Source organism: Anaerobacillus sp. CMMVII, from assembly GCF_025377685.1.
In the GTDB taxonomy this organism is placed as follows: domain Bacteria; phylum Bacillota; class Bacilli; order Bacillales; family Anaerobacillaceae; genus Anaerobacillus.
In genome coordinates, this window is the sequence record NZ_JACEHK010000010.1 from 383,212 (window position 1) to 400,283 (window position 17,072).

The 17,072-nt window shown below is 35.8% G+C and carries 16 protein-coding genes and 2 pseudogenes; 14 read left to right on the forward strand and 4 right to left on the reverse strand.

Annotated features, from left to right (window positions below; translation table 11 throughout):
• Window positions 1–118: 118 nt before the first annotated feature.
• From racA to H1D32_RS15495, 3 genes are all read left to right on the forward strand, one after another.
• Window positions 119–661, forward strand: a complete 543-nt coding sequence (gene racA, locus H1D32_RS15485; RefSeq protein ID WP_261179180.1) for a chromosome-anchoring protein RacA — start codon at window positions 119–121, stop codon at window positions 659–661.
• Window positions 662–733: 72 nt separating this feature from the next.
• Entirely contained in the window at window positions 734–1,564 is an 831-nt protein-coding gene (locus tag H1D32_RS15490) for a sulfurtransferase (protein ID WP_261179181.1), read from the forward strand.
• 192 nt (window positions 1,565–1,756) lie between these two features.
• Window positions 1,757–2,047, forward strand: a complete 291-nt coding sequence (locus H1D32_RS15495) for a hypothetical protein (RefSeq protein ID WP_261179182.1) — start codon at window positions 1,757–1,759, stop codon at window positions 2,045–2,047.
• 107 nt (window positions 2,048–2,154) lie between these two features.
• Here the strand turns inward: H1D32_RS15495 and H1D32_RS15500 are convergent, their stop codons facing one another.
• On the reverse strand, window positions 2,155–2,661 hold the full coding sequence (locus H1D32_RS15500) for a ferritin (RefSeq protein WP_261179183.1): 507 nt from the start codon (window positions 2,659–2,661) through the stop codon (window positions 2,155–2,157).
• A gap of 54 nt (window positions 2,662–2,715) precedes the next feature.
• Window positions 2,716–3,345, reverse strand: a pseudogene (gene cbpA, locus H1D32_RS15505) (cyclic di-AMP binding protein CbpA).
• Window positions 3,346–3,804: 459 nt separating this feature from the next.
• Between cbpA and rnz the strand changes: the two are divergent.
• The 10 genes and pseudogenes from rnz to H1D32_RS15555 all read left to right on the forward strand — a co-directional run bounded on the left by rnz (window position 3,805) and on the right by H1D32_RS15555 (window position 14,230).
• Window positions 3,805–4,707 (forward strand): annotated as a pseudogene (gene rnz / locus H1D32_RS15510) (ribonuclease Z).
• A 194-nt stretch (window positions 4,708–4,901) separates the two neighbouring features.
• Window positions 4,902–5,162, forward strand: coding sequence for a DUF2524 family protein (locus H1D32_RS15515; protein WP_261179184.1), 261 nt, complete (start codon window positions 4,902–4,904; stop codon window positions 5,160–5,162).
• 94 nt (window positions 5,163–5,256) lie between these two features.
• Window positions 5,257–5,898: a cysteine hydrolase family protein gene (locus H1D32_RS15520; protein WP_261179185.1), complete on the forward strand. Its 642-nt coding sequence runs from the start codon at window positions 5,257–5,259 to the stop codon at window positions 5,896–5,898.
• Entirely contained in the window at window positions 5,899–7,083 is a 1,185-nt protein-coding gene (locus tag H1D32_RS15525) for a pyridoxal-phosphate-dependent aminotransferase family protein (protein ID WP_261179186.1), read from the forward strand.
• Between the two features lie 313 nt (window positions 7,084–7,396).
• Window positions 7,397–9,250 (forward strand): SLC13 family permease, encoded by a 1,854-nt coding sequence (locus tag H1D32_RS15530; RefSeq protein WP_261179187.1) that lies wholly within the window; start codon window positions 7,397–7,399, stop codon window positions 9,248–9,250.
• Window positions 9,251–9,292: 42 nt separating this feature from the next.
• Entirely contained in the window at window positions 9,293–9,709 is a 417-nt protein-coding gene (locus H1D32_RS15535; RefSeq protein WP_261179188.1) for a TlpA disulfide reductase family protein, read from the forward strand.
• Window positions 9,710–10,049: 340 nt separating this feature from the next.
• Window positions 10,050–10,262 (forward strand): hypothetical protein, encoded by a 213-nt coding sequence (locus H1D32_RS15540; protein ID WP_261179189.1) that lies wholly within the window; start codon window positions 10,050–10,052, stop codon window positions 10,260–10,262.
• Window positions 10,263–10,271: 9 nt separating this feature from the next.
• Entirely contained in the window at window positions 10,272–10,751 is a 480-nt protein-coding gene (locus H1D32_RS15545) for a PH domain-containing protein (RefSeq protein WP_261179190.1), read from the forward strand.
• Window positions 10,744–12,177 (forward strand): PH domain-containing protein, encoded by a 1,434-nt coding sequence (locus H1D32_RS15550; protein WP_261179191.1) that lies wholly within the window; start codon window positions 10,744–10,746, stop codon window positions 12,175–12,177. The genes H1D32_RS15545 and H1D32_RS15550 overlap by 8 nt, the downstream gene beginning before the upstream one ends.
• 886 nt (window positions 12,178–13,063) lie before the next feature.
• On the forward strand, window positions 13,064–14,230 hold the full coding sequence (locus tag H1D32_RS15555) for a TraB/GumN family protein (RefSeq protein WP_261179192.1): 1,167 nt from the start codon (window positions 13,064–13,066) through the stop codon (window positions 14,228–14,230).
• Between the two features lie 210 nt (window positions 14,231–14,440).
• Here H1D32_RS15555 and H1D32_RS15560 read toward each other — a convergent pair whose 3' ends face one another.
• Window positions 14,441–15,421: a DUF2777 domain-containing protein gene (locus tag H1D32_RS15560; protein WP_261179193.1), complete on the reverse strand. Its 981-nt coding sequence runs from the start codon at window positions 15,419–15,421 to the stop codon at window positions 14,441–14,443.
• Between the two features lie 175 nt (window positions 15,422–15,596).
• On the opposite strand from H1D32_RS15560, the gene H1D32_RS15565 reads away from it, so the two are divergent.
• Window positions 15,597–15,887, forward strand: coding sequence for an HNH endonuclease signature motif containing protein (locus H1D32_RS15565; protein WP_261179194.1), 291 nt, complete (start codon window positions 15,597–15,599; stop codon window positions 15,885–15,887).
• Window positions 15,888–15,950: 63 nt separating this feature from the next.
• Here H1D32_RS15565 and H1D32_RS15570 read toward each other — a convergent pair whose 3' ends face one another.
• Window positions 15,951–16,898, reverse strand: a complete 948-nt coding sequence (locus tag H1D32_RS15570) for an MBL fold metallo-hydrolase (protein WP_261179195.1) — start codon at window positions 16,896–16,898, stop codon at window positions 15,951–15,953.
• Window positions 16,899–17,072 lie beyond the last annotated feature (174 nt).

Genomic DNA, 17,072 nt, shown 5'->3' on the forward strand with positions numbered 1-17,072 from the left:
TTTTTTTGCCATAATTACACTTTCTTTGACGAACGAAAACTAGTTTTGTCAGGGTTGAAGGGATTAAAAAAAATGAAAAGAATAACCTATATAAATTAGTTTTGAAAGGGGTAGCGTTATGGAAAAAATACTTAAAACAAAAGAGGTTTCTGAGGAGTTAGGTGTCAATCCAACAACGGTTCAAAGGTGGATTAAATACTTTGACATCCCATGTAAAACGAATGAACTTGGTCATTACTTAATCGCAGAACAGGAGCTAAATACGCTTCAAAATATAAAAGAACGACTGAATAGAGGTTTTACAATGAAGGAAATTCGTGAGAAAAATGATCCAGTACAAGTTGTGAAGGAGAAAAAAGAAAAGATGATAGCAACCAATATTCTTGAGGATAAACTAGAACAACTAATGATTCATATAGAGCAACTTGAAAGAAAACTTTCTGTGAAGGCAGATGAAGTGGTGGAATATCAAGTTTTACAACATCGTAATGAGCTTGACAACTTATTTACAATGATAACAAAAATCGATGAACGTATGAATCGAATTGAACAACAGTTACCTGTAATTACACAGAAGGTTGTTGGTGGAAGTGAACATAATGTTCCTGAACAATTGAAAAAACCACGTAAAAATAAATTGATGAGAATCTTTTCTTTCTAGATTTAAAATACTCTCTAGACACCATTTAGCCCCTTTCAGTAAAATGGTATAAAAAGAAGTGTGGTGGTTCCAATGTTAAAACATATAGTTACTAGTGAGTGGCTTACACAACACATTGATGATTCAAAAGTAAAGATTTTAGACTGCCGTTTTGAGTTAGGCAGTCCCTTTGCAGGGTTTGAAGCTTATTTGAAAGACCATATTCCAAATGCGATTTATGTTGACCTGGAAAAGGACATGTCTAGTTCTGTGAAAGATCATGGTGGGCGACACCCGCTTCCAAACCTTGAGGATTTTATTGCTAAATTGGGGGCAATTGGTATTGACGAGACGGTAACAGTTGTTGCTTATGATGATCAAGGGGGAGCAATGGCTTCAAGATTATGGTGGCTACTCAAATATATTGGCCATGGAGAAGTTTTTGTATTAGACATTCCCTATTCAACTTGGAAAAATAAAGGTTACAAGGTGGAAGCCTCTATTCCTCTAGTGGATAAGGTTCATTTTACCCCTATTCTTAATGAAACTATGCTTTGTTCTGTGGAAGAGGTTAACAAAGCTACTAATAGCGATCAAGTAGTACTTATTGATAGTCGTGATCGCCTGCGCTACTTAGGGATCGAAGAACCAATTGATAAAAAAGCTGGGCACATTCCATCAGCTGTAAATTATTTTTGGAAAGACTGTTTAACGAATACCGGGCATTGGCAAACGCAAGCTCAACAAGAAGAGAGATTTAAAGAGATTGATAAGAATAAAGAGATCATTGTTTATTGTGGCTCAGGGGTTACAGCTTGTCCAAATGTGTTGGCTTTAAAGTCTTTAGGTTATAAAAATGTTAAGCTGTATTTAGGTAGTTGGAGTGATTGGATATCATATCCAGAGAATAAGGTAAGTAAATAGAATTAATAATAACAGCATGAATAAGTAGCTGTTTGTTTAAACGTATGATTACTATACTATAAGATAACGACTTCCTAATAGGGTTGTTATCTTTTTTTTATTCACTTTACTTTGGTTATCTTTTAATTTCTCTAAAGTATTTTTTTCAGAAATAAAACCGATAATGGAGAAAAGACTCCTTGAGGTGATTAAATGAATTACAAATTATTTTTTTCAATCATACTGTTGCATATTGTATTTATTCTTGGAGGATATTTTGTCTTACAGTATGCAATTTTCCTAATTCTCTCACAAACACTATCTGTCCATTTAATTGGATACTTATTTTTATTTCTCTTTCTTGGAATTTGTGTATTGATCCATTATTTGGTAGTTGATATTTATGGAAACAAAATTTCACCAAGAAAAAAATGGGCGTTTAGTCTTACTGGAATGTGCTTTTCTTCCTTTGTTGCATTTTTATTTTTAGCATTTTTATTTTAACTCTTGAACGGGTGTAGCTATTTGCTCAGAGAGGGGAGCGAGACAATGTACAATCTTTTGTTCCAATTGAAAAAACGGTTCCCAGAAGGAACCGTTTTAATTAATCTTTATTCAGCTGGAGGGGTGAATGTGCGAGTTGCAAATTCATTGTCTAACATAAAGAATGCATTGCTGTCATTTTCAATACGTTTTAATTTTTGAATGATTGTATCGAAACTTGCTTCTTCTTCGACTTGCTCTTCAATAAACCATTTTAAGAACGTCATCGTTGCATGCTCTCGTTCATTTAACGCAATATCAGCTAAGTTGTAGATTTTTTTAGTGACAAGCTTTTCGTGAGCTAAGCCTTTTTCAAAGGCATCGAGCATCGATTTATATTCATTACTAGGATTTTCAAAACCAGTAATAATTGCGCGGTGGCCGATATCGTTAATAAAATTAAAAAACTTCATTGCATGAAATCTTTCTTCTTCCGCTTGAACGATAAAGAAATTAGCAAAGCCATCAAGGCTTTCAGCCGAGCAATAGGCAGCCATAGCTAAGTACACTTGTGCTGATTCAAATTCAAAGTTCATTTGTTCGTTTAATGCTTTTACTAAATTTTCACTGACCATTTAAAACTCCCCTTAAAAAAATCTTTTTTTAAGTATATCATACCGGTAACTTCGTTAAAACTTTTCGATATCGAAAACCCGAAATCCTTCTCTTTCTAACTTTTGAACAATTTCATGAAACTGCTTTTCTGTAGTATTCTTCGGAAGAGTTACAATCACTCGTCTTAAGAAGGTACTTTCATTATCTAGTGTTAGTAAACTTTGGATATTACAGTATTTTTTTATAATTGTTACAATATTTTTTAAAGCACCTTGATATTCATGGGTAGAAATCGTTAAGGCATAACTACCAGTTTTTAATCCCCAAGAGTCCTCTAATAAAGACATGACATTTGCATGTGTTAAGATACCAGCAAAATCACCATTTTCCTTTAAAACAGCCACATATGGGTATTTTTTTATGGTAAAGAAAATTTTGAAGAACGAAGAGTTTTCATATGTAAAGATGTCCTCTTCTCTCACTAATTTAGTAATACTGTCTATAATTGACCCTTCTTGTTTTACCATATACTCATAAATGCGAGATTTATAAATATTGCCAAGGAATTTCTTGTTTCTTTATCTAAAACTGGAATGCAGCGGTACCCTGTTTTCTTCGAGCATTTCTAAAGCTTCTTGAATTGTAAATGCTTCAGTACAAACTTTAACATCTTTCTTTGGTATTGCGTTGTACTTAATTTGCATAAGGAAAACCTCCTATTTTTTTAAGGTATATCTATATTATACTAGATAGATAGTGGTAATTCCTGCTTAATGCAAGAACGATTTATGAACTTTGGGACAGGAATGATAATAATCCTTTTTGAAACTAAAAATCCTTGTTCCTTTATTCGCGGTGTTACAGAGCGAATAAATTCATTATTTAGTTCGATCTTCAGGATAATATTCCTCAAAATCAATATTAACTGCAAAATAACCTTTTCAGTAAGAGGCGTTAATAAATTATTGATGAAACTCTCCTTCGTAGCTTCATTAGTAAACAACTTCCTCGTAATATCGGGCGAGAATACTTCCCCAGTAAAATTCGTAAGGACAAGAATTGTACTGCATTAGTATTTTCTGGTGCAATTTCTTAAAGGTTTGCGATCCTAAGAAATAATTTGTAAGATAAAATTAGGATAAAGTGAGGGAGATTATAAAATGATCAAACTACAGTTTTTAGGGACATGTGCAGGGATTCCGTCAAAAGCACGGAATGTTAGTTCATTAGTGCTTCAAATGCTTCAGTATGAAAATGAATGTTGGATGTTTGACTGTGGTGAGGGAACTCAACATCAATTACTCCATTCATCAATTACTCTTAGCAAAATTAATAAGATTTTTATAACCCATTTACATGGAGACCATATTTATGGCCTGCCAGGTTTGTTGGGAAGCCGCTCATTTCAGGGGGCAAAAGACTTACTTCAAGTATATGGGCCAAAAGGAATAAAGGAATTCATTGAAACGACCTTACTTATTTCAAACACCTTTGTTCGCTATCCTTTAGAAATAGTTGAAATAGATGAAGGCGAATTTCTCAAAACCGAATATTTTACTTTTGAAGCAATAAAACTTGAACATGGCATACAGTCGTTTGGGTTTCGAATTATAGAAAAAGATGCTCCAGGAGCATTAGATGTAGAGAGGTTAAAGGAAATTGGTGTTACTCCAGGTCCACTTTTTAAAAAATAAAGGGTGGTGAAAAGGTCGTACTGGATAATGGCCAAGTAGTGAACGGTGCTGATTTTGTTGGTCCTGAAAAAAAGGGGAAAATTATTGCGATCGCTGGTGACACAAGATTGACCGATAATCAAACGTCTTAGCTCATCATGCTGATATTTTAATCATGAAGCCACCTTTCTTGATAAGGATGAACTGTTAGCATACGAACACTTTCATTCTACGGCGAAAGAAGCTGCATTGTTGGCTAAGAGAAATGATGTTAAAGTGTTGTTTCTTAATCATATTAGCTCAAGATATTGTAATAGAACTGAAGAGTTACTCGAAGAAGCAAAATTAATTTTTACAACCACATTATTCCTAATGATTTACAAACATATTTGATAAAACATAATAATGAAGTAAGTGAAATAAAGTGAAAAAAGCTTCTCAAAAGACAACCTAAAAGCAATAAAGTTTACGAAAATAGCCTTTCAAAAAAAGGAAGCCAAGTTTTTCTAATGTCCTCCTGGCATAAATAAACTTCTTTAATGCCACATTAACGATAGAAGTTAAAGATGATTTTAGGAGGCTAAACCATGGGTACTCATGATCAAATAAGACTACAATTACAAAGAGTTGATGAGATTTTACAGTTTGCTGAAAGTCAGCTTAATTCTGCAAAACAGGTTCAAGGTGGAGATGAGCTTAAATACGATGAAGCGCAGCAACAATTAGAGCAAATGAATATGCAAATTGAGCGATTATTAATGAGTGCAACACCAGAACAAAGAGATCTATTAACTCGAGCGCAACAACAGGTACACCAAATGCAAAATAAAATGATATTAGGAATATAAAAAGGCTGATTAGCCTTTTTTTATTTATTTTAAAGAATGGTTTTTTACCTGTGGTTTCTTGCTATAATTTAGGTAAAAGGAGTGTGAGTAACTAATGAAGGCTTTAATCGTTATTGATTATACGAATGATTTTGTTGCAGATGAAGGAAAGTTGACCTGTGGTAAACCAGGGCAGGAAATCGAAGAACGTATTACTGAATTAACTGAGGAGTTCGTTCAGAGCAATGAGTATGTCATTTTTGCCGTTGATGTTCATGAAAAGGACGATCAGTATCATCCGGAGACAAAACTTTTCCCACCACATAACTTAAGGAATACGGATGGAAGACATCAATATGGAAAATTAGGAACTTATTATGAACAACTACAAAAAGCTGATGATGTTCATGTTGATTGGGTAGATAAGACGAGATATAGTGCTTTTTGCGGCACAGACATAGAACTTCGACTTAGAGCTAGAAATATAACTGAGCTTCATTTAGTTGGGGTTTGTACGGATATTTGCGTATTACATACTGCGATTGATGCTTATCATAAGGGTTTCACGATTGTAGTTCATGAAGATGCTGTCCAAAGTTTTTCGCAAACGGGTCATGAGTGGGCACTTCAGCATTTTAAAACATGTATTAGGAGCGAAAGTTGTGAAGAAATAGGGAACATTTTGTTTTTGGAAGGAATATCCTTCAATTTAGCGAATAATTTACCATTACCGATTTTAAAAGGGAGTGGTCACTGAATGATAAATGAATTGAATCCTTCAAAGCGATTATTAATGGGCCCGGGACCAAGTGATGTTCACCCTCGTGTCCTAAGAGCGATGACAACACCATTATTAGGTCATTTAGATCCAGAATTCTTAAAGCTCATGAATGAAACGAAAGACTTATTAAAACTTGTTTTTCAAACTGAAAATAAACTAACCATTCCGATGTCTGGTACAGGTAGTGCAGGGATGGAAACAGTCTTTGTAAATTTAATCGAGCCTGGAGATAAAGTCATCATTGGTGTTAATGGGCTCTTTGGGCAGAGAATGGTGGATGTAGCAGAGCGTACTGGGGCCACCGTAATTCAAGTAAATGCACCATGGGGAGAAATTATTCAACCTACTGATATTGAGGCGGCGTTAATTGAGAACCCGGGTACGAAGCTTGTTGCAGTTGTACATGCAGAGACATCCACTGGTGTTATGCAACCCTTAAAACCATTAAGTAAGGTTATTCATGCTCATAACGCATTATTTGTATGTGATATGGTCACCTCAATTGGTGGCATTCCAACGGAAATTGATGATAATGAAATAGATGCCGCTTATAGTGGGACACAGAAATGTCTGAGTGCACCGCCAGGGCTTGCCCCTGTAACATTTAATGCTCGTGCTTTAAAAGTGATGGCCAATCGTAAAACGAAAGTCCAGAGTTGGTATCTAGATTTATCAATGATCCAAAATTATTGGAATGACGAAAGGTTTTATCACCATACTGCACCGATTACAATGGTTTATGCACTACGTGAGGCTTTAAGAATTATACATGAAGAAGGTCTAGAGAATGTGTTTTCACGGCATAAGATATATGGAACTGCTCTTCAATCTGGCTTAGAAGGGCTTGGACTAGAACTCCTGGTGAAAAAAGAACACCGCCTTTATCAGTTGACTTCCGTATTAATTCCTGAAGGGATTAATGATTTTGAGGTAAGAACCCAACTTCTTACCAAGTATGGCATAGAGATCGGTGGCGGTTTAGGAGAGTTGAAAGGGAAAGTGTGGAGAATTGGGTTAATGGGCTATAATGCAACGCAAACAAATGTCACCCAATTTTTAGCGGCAATAGAGGATGTCTTGCGAGAACAAGGCTTCAAATGCGAGCCTGGTGCAGGGTTACTTGCTGCAAACGAATCCATTAAAGATCAAGTAAGCATTTAAGGCTCTTTAAAAGTATACTATCGCTGTTAATACGGTAGTTTAGATAAGCCACGATGCGTTTTCAAATTGCTTGATCAAGAAGCAAAATTTTGTAACAGATCCTATAAAAAAACAAACGACATTTTTGGGAAGATAATCGTTGCATTTAATAACATGGATTAGCTTTTTGCTTGTGCATGCTTTTATGCAGGTTATCTGCCCTTTTTTATTGTATAATTCTTCTAAATTTATCTAAAGTATTTGATCAAATTTTTGGAATAACTATACTAAATTATCCAGGTTATATACATAAAACACGAAGGCGGTAAAGGTAATGGAATCTCAACTCTTACTAACATTTATCATATTACTGATAACAACATTATTTTTTATGCTAGGGAAAATTCGCGCTGATCTGATTGCAATGTGCTCGTTACTAGCACTAGTATTAACAGGAATTATTTCAACAAGTGAAGCTTTAGCAGGTTTCTCAAATTCAATTGTCATAATGATAGCTGGATTGTTTGTTGTTGGTGGAGGTATTTTTCGAACTGGATTAGCGAGACTTGCAGGGAATTATTTATTAAAATTTGGTGGAAATAGTGAGATGCGCTTATTACTACTTTTAATGATCCTAGTTGCTATTTTAAGCGCGTTTATGAGTAACACAGGTACTGTGGCAGTATTAATGCCCGTGGTCATCAGTTTAGCTCTTGGTATGAGAAAAAGCCCAGCTTTATTTCTTATCCCCCTTGCATTTGCAAGTAGCTTAGGTGGGGTACTAACCTTAATTGGTACACCTCCAAACTTGATCGTTAGCCAAATTTTAGCTGATAATGGTTACCCACGTTTAGCTTTTTTTGATTTTACACCAGTGGGAATAGTTGCGCTATTTACAGGGATCGCCTTCTTAATGACAATCGGAAAAAAATTGCTACCCAAAGGAGATCCAAAAGAACAATTCCATAATCAACGTGAAACTACCCCGGATGATTTAGCGAATTCCTTTCATATTTCTGATCAATTGTACAAAGTTAGAGTTCAACCATTATCACCAATGATCAATAAACAGCTGGCTGAACTCCAACTTCCGAAAAAGTACCGTGTCGGAATTATTCACATTGAAAGACGTAATGGTGAAATTCCAATTAGGACTGGTCTCCAACAAATACCAGCTACTTCAAATACGGTCATTAAAGAAAATGACATTTTATATGTTCAAGGAAGTATCGATGATGTGAAGCTGTTTAAGAAGGACTTTCTCTTATTGTTGTTAAATAAAGATGAGTATGCGAGTCCTACTAATTTAGTCTCGAGAGAATTTGGCGTTGCCGAAGTTTTGTTGACGCCACATTCAAGTTTTATTAATGAAACAATTTCAAATCTAAATTTCCGGGAAAAGTACAATTTAAATATTTTAGGGATTAATCGAAAAGGTGAGTATCAGTTAAAGAATTGGCCAAACAAATCATTGAAGTTTGGAGATGCTTTACTCGTTCAAGGAAAATGGACTGATTTAGAACTGCTTGCAAAAGATACAGAAGACGTTGTGGTGCTGGGTCAAACGAAAGAGCAAGCCAATATGGCAGCTGCAAGCGGAAGAGCACCGATTGCCGGAGCGATCATGCTAGGCATGCTAGTGATGATGACTTTGGAAATCGTCCCTGCAGTTACCTCAGTGCTAATTGCTGCAGTATTGATGATCTTAACCGGCTGTCTGAGAAATATGGAAGATGCTTATGGTCGAATAAATTGGGAGAGTGTAGTGTTAATTGCGGCAATGCTACCTATGGCTACAGCGCTTGAGAAAACTGGTGGTATTTTGTATTTATCTGACCTTATTATTGGAACTTTAGGAGGCTATGGCCCATTAGCTTTAATGGGAGGTTTTTATTTTACAACCATGCTGTTTAGCCAATTTATTAGTAATACTGCCACAGCAGTGCTGTTTGCTCCGATAGCTATTACAACAGCCATTAATGTGGGGGCTAGCCCCTATCCTTTCTTAATCGCTGTATCGGTAGCTGCAAGTATGGCTTTTGCAACTCCTGTAGCTTCACCAACAAATGCACTTGTAATGACAGCAGGCGGTTATAAGTTTAGTGACTTCGTTAAAGTAGGTGTCCCACTTCAACTAGTGATCTGGGCTGTTATGATGTTAACAATTCCGTATTTTTTCCCATTTTGAGAGAGAATCAATAGAGTTTTTAAGAAGTGAAGGGGGATTTTCATGCTAGCACCAACTTTTACCTTACCCCAGTTAAACGGTGAGGGAGTAATTTCTATAAAATCCTATCGAGGAAAACCTTTAGTTCTAACGTTTTGGACCTCTTGGTGCCCAGACTGCCAAAAAGATCTCCATTTTAAAGATCAATTTTACCGAACGATTGATCCAGATAAACTTGGTTTCTTAACCATTAATGTAACTGGGCGGGAAGGTCAACCTGAAGACGGTAAAAGGTTGATCGCTGAGAAGAATTATTCATTTCCTGTTTTAATGGATGATGGAACAAAGGTTTATGATGCATACCAATGCATGGGGGTGCCCACGACAGTAATCATTAATCGACATCAGGAAATTGTGGCTAAATATAATGATAAAGCAAAGTTTGTTGAGATCATCCAGGGTTTAGGAAAAATATTGTAAAAATTTTTTCGAAATCTGGCAGACCATCTTGTCTCCGAAAGATGGTCACCTTGAGCTTTTCTTTACACAAAAGATAATTTCTAACGAAAATCCTAGTGTTTGTGTTTAGTGGTAAAAGGTTTCGATACTTAACCATAAAAACGAAAGCATTATGTTATTTCGCGCTTTTCTAAAAGATTGTTGCTATTAGCTTTTAGTTCGGAACCAAGTGAATGCTTGGTTCCGACCTAAAAGCAACGAAGTTTACGAAAAACAGCCTTTTATTTTTAGAAATGATTTTTTGACTATATAATATAAGGTGGTAAACTAAAAATGAAAAAATCTAATTGGAGTGAACATTATGAGTATAGAAGAAATTTTAAACTTGTTAAAGGAAAAAGGACTTACTGATATTATTGAATTAATTGAAGATGCACAAACTGGTGATTTAGAGGAATTAGAGTTAGTTGAGTCTGTTGGCCTTCTCTATGATGAAACATTAAATGCTGAGGTACTTAAACTTTTACAGGAGCTTGGGGTGAAAATTGTGTTTGTTACCGACGATGAGGAGTAGGCGGTAAAAATGCGACCAAATCCAACTCAAAAAATATCAACGAATGCCCTAAAGGTTTGGCGGATCACCGGTCTCCTTGAAACACTTTTATACAGCATAATTCCTGTAGGATACTTCTTCCTAAATCATTTTTTACAATTTCCTTTGTGGTTATTTTGGTGTCTTCTAGGTGCTATCCTTATTGTTGGTATGGTTAAAATAATGATTATTCCAACGTTAAAGTGGCGAAGTTGGCGCTATGAAGTTTATGAGAATGAAGTAGATTTACGCTTTGGCATTGTAGTAGTGCGAAGAGTATTAATTCCGATGATTCGCGTTCAACATGTTGATACTAGACAAGGTCCATTATTGAGAAGATTTGGACTAGCAACACTGACGATAACAACAGCCGCAACAGTTCATCAAATTCCTGCTTTAACAGAAGGAAGAGCAGCAAGTCTTAGAGACCAAATTTCTAAATTAACAACCGAGGCTGATGAGGATGTCTAAAGGAAAACGACTTCATCCAGTTGCAATTTTCCTCTTGTTCTTTTCGGGCTTAAAAGAATTAATTGTGCCCATTATTGCAGCGTTTTTCTTTGGTAGAGGAGCTGCGACATGGGAATTTCCATTTACGCTGTATTTTGTGATCGGTGGGTTTCTGCTACTCTTTTTTTATGGTTATTTAAAGTGGTTGACATTTACATATGAGGTTAATTGTGAAGAACTTCGAATTAAGCAAGGAATCATGATCAAGAAGAACCGCTTTATTCGCCGGGAAAGAATTTATAGTATCGACATTACCGCAGGTGTACTACAAAGAATGTTCAACCTAGTAGCTGTCAAAGTCGAAACAGCTGGAGGGGGAAATGAGCCAGAAGTTTTGTTAACTGCAGTCACGAACCAGGATGCACTTCATATCAAAAAGCAACTTTTAGATGTGGGTGCACAAACGGAAATGACTAACGAGCAAGATATCATCCAAGATAAAACTGAATTAATCCGATGGAAGCTAACCACTCAAAATTTATTTTTAGCTGCTTTAACATCTAGCGGAATTGGGCTTGCTTTTATGGCTATTCTGGCAATAGCCACACAATTAGAGGAATGGCTTGGGGAACAATTGATTGTTGATTCCTTAGGCTACTTATTTCAATCCGGTCTTGTACTAATTGTGGCGATGTCGGTAATGATTTTGCTGTTAGCCTGGATCCTATCCATTATCAGTACCTTATTGAAATATGGTGGTTTTATCATTGTGAAAAAAGACGATGAGTTAGAAATCACAAGGGGAGTTCTAGAAAAGCGGCAACTTACATTATCTGTCTCCAGAATAACTGCGATTCGAGTTGTAGAGAGCCTGTTGAGACAACCGTTTGGTTTAGTAACTGTTTACGTTGAAAGTGCGGGAGGAGGCTCCAAGGACGAGCAGCTCTCAACCATTCTTTTTCCTCTTATTCAAAAGAGGGATTTGCAACGGCATTTAAAAGAAATAATTCCAGACTATTCATTTGACCAACCGATTGATCCACTTCCAAAGCGCGCCAAAAAAAGGTATATTATCAGAAAGGTCATCCCAGCTACATTTTTAGCAGGTTTAGCTGCAGTTTTCATACCCTATGGATATGTTGGTGCGGTTCTGGTGCTGTCTTTGAGTTATTTGCTTGGAGAACGGCAATATAAAGATGCTGGTGTAGGTAACAATGATTATTTTCTATGGATGACCTTTCGCTCTATCTCGAAAACATTAGTCATTATCCCGAGACACCGAATTCAAGCATTAGAGATGAAACAATCACTTTTTCAAAAATTTAGAGCGTTGTATACGATAAAAGTATCCATTCTAACAAGTGTGTTTGGAAAATCCTTTAGTTTAGTTGATATAAGTAAAAAGCAAAAAGAAGAAATTTTCTCGTGGTATTCATATGAGAAATAATAGGACTAACTCTCTAGTTAGTCTTTTATTTAAAGATAAGAATGTATAAAATTTCAACGTAATAACTGTCTAGCTCCACCGACCAGCCCCTCGAGGTCAAATAACCTTCGAGAATAAAAGTGAAAGAGCACACTTTTTTTCTCGAAGAACATTTGCTTGTCGGGGCTCCCAGGGCGCTTGCGCTTTTCTTATTATCATTTTAGCCAAATGTTTTCGTTAGAAAATTAAGTGGTGGGGAGTTCACGAATAAGTATCACGTATGAATAATATATATAATTAATCTTGTGATTAGACTGTATATTGCATTGATTGTTGTTTACAATGAGGTGGTTGAAGGTCTAGTGGTATTTTATCTAACTCATAAACTGGAACAGGGGATTATATCAATTTATAGAACTAAAGAACCGCACTGCTTAAGAAAAAGAGTCTTTAAATAAGAAAACCTGAGGCAAATAATGTGTTTATTAGAGATTGGGGTGAGATGGATGGAAACTTTCGGGAGAGGGTGCCTGTACATTATCATTGGCATCATAGTATTAATGGTTTTAGCGTTTATTACCCAGAGTCATATAAATATTCCCTTTATAATTGCGATTCCTTTGGTTATTTTTGCGTTTTGGATCGCTAAAAGAAAACAGATGAAAAAAACAATGACTAATTAGGGGGAAAATATCATCCTAGAGCTTCTTGTTTCAAATAGAAACAGGAAGCTTTAATTAGTTCTAAACTTCACGCAAAAACATTGCTACTGGTAAATTAACTAATCGTTAGCGCCTTCCTAGAATAAATAATAAAACATAATTGAAATTTAGGATAATTTAGCTCATAATTATAAAATGGGATTATTTTTATTTTATAACTAGATATCCTTAAAAGGAAGGTATTTATGACAGAAGAAAATATCACGAGAATTCATTTAGATGGCAAAGAACTGATCCTAATTGGTACTGCTCATGTCTCAAAGAAGAGTGCAGAACAGGTGAAGGAAGTTATTGAAGCCGAACGGCCGGACACAGTTTGTGTTGAATTAGATGAACAAAGATATCAGGCGATAACAGATGGTAATAAGTGGAAAGATATGGATATCTTTAAAGTTATTAAAGAAAAAAAAGCTACGCTTTTATTAATGAACTTGGTCATATCTTCATTCCAAAAACGAGTGGCTAAACAATTTGGGATTAAACCAGGCCAGGAAATGATTCAAGGTATTGAATCAGCTAATGAAGTCGGTGCAAAGTTAGTACTAGCCGATCGAAATATTCAAATCACGTTTGCACGGATTTGGCATGGAATCGGTTTATGGGGCAAAGCGAAGCTTCTGTCACAAATTATTGTTAGTATCTTTAATAACGAAACCATCTCAGAAGAGGAATTAGAAAAAATTAAGTCGCAGGATATGCTAAACGCGATGCTCGATGATTTCACCTTAGCCTTTCCTAGGTTAAAGGTTCCTTTAATAGATGAAAGAGACCAATTTTTGGCTCAAAAAATAAAAGAAGCACCAGGGAAAAAGATCGTTGCGGTTCTAGGTGCAGCTCATGTTCCTGGAATAAAAGAAGTTATTCATAGAGACCATGATTTAGAGGCAATTTCTAAGATACCGCCAAAATCAAAAGCACCTAAAGTAATTGCATGGATGATCCCTTTCTTAATTCTGGCGATTATTGCTTATACATTTTATGCTAACCCTTCAGCAGGTTTTCAACAAACCATCAGCTGGGTGCTTTGGAATGGATCCTTCTCCGCACTTGGGGCGGCAATTGCATTTGGGCATCCGCTGGCCATTATTACAGCTTTCCTTGTCGCACCGCTGAGTTCTCTAAGTCCTTTAATGGCTGCGGGGTGGTTTTCAGGATTTGTACAAGCATACTTTCGAAGACCGAGTGTAGCAGATTTTGAGAATCTTTCAGAGGATGTCTATACGGTAAAAGGTTTTTGGAATAATAAGGTTACGAGAATTTTACTTATTATTGTTTTAACAAACCTAGGCAGCACATTAGGAACGGTAATTGGTGGAGCCGATGTTGTTCGATTGTTCCTAGAAAACTTGTAAAAAGTATAGAAGTTTACTGTATCAAAAATAAAATCCGCTATACGGTGAACCTGTCAGGAATTCCTCTTCCTGGTGGGTTTATTTTTATTTTCATAAAGATTGTTGCTATCAGCTTTTCGAATTGTAACAAGAGTCGATTGTTGTTTAAAAGTATATAGATGAAAAAAAGACATAGAGAAAAAGCTCTCTATGTCTTTGAAGTAACTAATTTCATTTCGTTTTTTCAGTTGTGTAAGTCATTAACAGTCGTTTACCCTGATCGTTTGTAAATTCAAAGCGATCGTAGGTAATATCGTCGCCATCTTCGTTTATGTCCCGTTCATAATGGTGTTGGACAAGCAATGTCTCACTACCTTTTTGGTAGGAAATAAAATTAACTCCTATAAATTTTTTCTCTTCTTCAGATGCTAGGTATTGATTAAGGAGTGTGTTATGACAAGTAACACAATGGTCATGGCTCATTCGAAACTTTTGTATACCATTATTTAATGAGTCTAAGGCCGGTTTTTCTAATTCGTTAATAAAAATATGGTATGGATCAAATTGATCTTTGTTTAAACGAATTTTGCTACCTTCACTAACATAGTGTGTGTTTTGTTTTTGGTCGAGGAAGACTAAGTCTTCAGAATAATGAACAGTTATCCAACGACCTTTTACCCTAATCTGAAAATCAAATGGACAATCGTCTAAAGGAACTTGATTGTTATTTTCGTCGACAATATAAATGTAGTCATCTTCCTTTACAACCGTGTAATATTGATAGTCTAATTCATCTTGATTACTAATTTCATAGGCAGGGTCTACTTTTCTTAATTCGACTTGGAGGTCATTTAGAACACGAGCAAGTTTGTTTTTCTCTGCTTGAAAATGGTTAATTTCGTTTAGCAAAGCATTAATGAGTGACTCGTTATAGTTGAGTTCTAGTTCAATATCACCCACTGGTTCAATTTTTGAACCGGGAATTTCATAGGTTTTTCCATCTGCAAAAGGTGGATATGTTAAAGCTTGATCTTTCATATCTGTTAAATTCTGAACTGGGTATTGTTCAATCGCCGTAATTGTCACTTTACCACGCCAAGGCTTTCTCGGCTCAGCAACAACATCAATTAATTCCCCAATATAGCTACCTAATAGTGGATCAACCACACGAATTTTTTTCCCAATATGATTGTTTGCTTCTTTTCTATTCATGAGTAACCCCACTTTATTAATATTTAAGTTGAAACTAACTTTATTATAGTATATTTTACTCTTCATGAGAAATGATTAACTTGATGGCAGTTGTATGAATAGTTTGGTGAAAGTGAAAGTCATTCGAAAGTATTAACGGACAAGCAAAGAATTTAATGTGAAAGGTAGGGCACAAGTGAAGACTCAATGTGACTTATGTAGGCGAGGAGAGGTCGAAACAACCGTTCATCACCTAATTCCTCGAGAAATGGGGGGGAATTATGGGCCAATCGCTAATCTATGTATTCCTTGTCATAAGCAAACTCACGCATTATATACCAATGAGCAGTTAGCAGGCGATTTGTTCACGATTGAACGGTTACAAAATGAAGAACAAATGATCAGATATCTAAATTGGATAAAAAAACAACCTCCCACAACACTACCTAGGATAAAAAAATCAAACGCTTTAAAGAAAAAAAGGTAAATTGACTGCCCGTGAACTTTAGTCTATAGAGACCGACGTTTATGAGCAGCCGCTAAAAAATTCTTAATTTGTTGTATATTTTTTTCTTAGATAATCGAGAATTCCCATTGAGCAAACCTGCAGATCAAGTTTGATAAGTTCAAATACATGATGATCGAGAGGGACATTTTTTTGTTGTAGAGTTTCTTGGACAACGGCTAATATTTCACTACTTAATTGCTCGTGATCTTGCCCCTTACGATAGACATTTTCGCCAATTTCAACAAACTTTGGAAGCCAGTATGAGATTTGATTAAATACTTCAATAGGGTTGCTTGATACACTGAAATGTCCGAAAAAAATATAATCAACCTGAAGTTCTTTAATAATCTTATTAAGTGAATTCAACATCTCTGTAGGGCGAAATTGGTTTGGTGATGTAGAAGGAAGATAAAACTCAAATTCTTTTATTTGATCGTACCTAACCCCAACCGTATCACCAGTAAAAATACCATTACTAATAGGATCATAGATACTAAAGTGGTGATCAGCATGACCAGGTGTGTGATAAAATGTAAGTTCGCACTTTTCCCCAATTTTGAGTGTATCGCCATCTTCTTTTATTATTAGGTTTTCCTCTGGGATTGGTAGAATCGGATCGAATAATCGTTCAAAGTCATCACCATAAACCGCTTTTGCGCCCATAATTAATCTTGACGGGTCAGCTAAATGTCTTGCGCCTCTTGGGTGAACAATCACTTTAGCATTCGGGCATTCTTGAAGTAAAAGTCCAGCTCCACCTGAGTGGTCTAAATGAATATGTGTGACAATAATGTACTGAACATCCTTTGGATTGAGATTTAGTTCCCTTAGGCCATTTACTATATACGGGACGCTCATACTCGGACCTGTTTCTACTAATGTAAGTGACTCATCATTAATAACATATGTGCCTGTACGACAAGGAAGTCCAAGATCGAAGCCATCGATTAAATAAATGCGATTTCCTAAATCAACTGTTTTTTTCTTCATTGTTTCCCCCTAAATAACTGTATTTTCCATAATTGTAATCGACATTATTTTGTTTGTAAATATAAAGCGATAGTAGGGGACTAAACATTGGTACTGTTTTCATTAGATATCTTCCTAGTAACTAAGTTAATTAATTTCAAGCCAAATCAAAAACAAATTGCTCCACCCTATGAG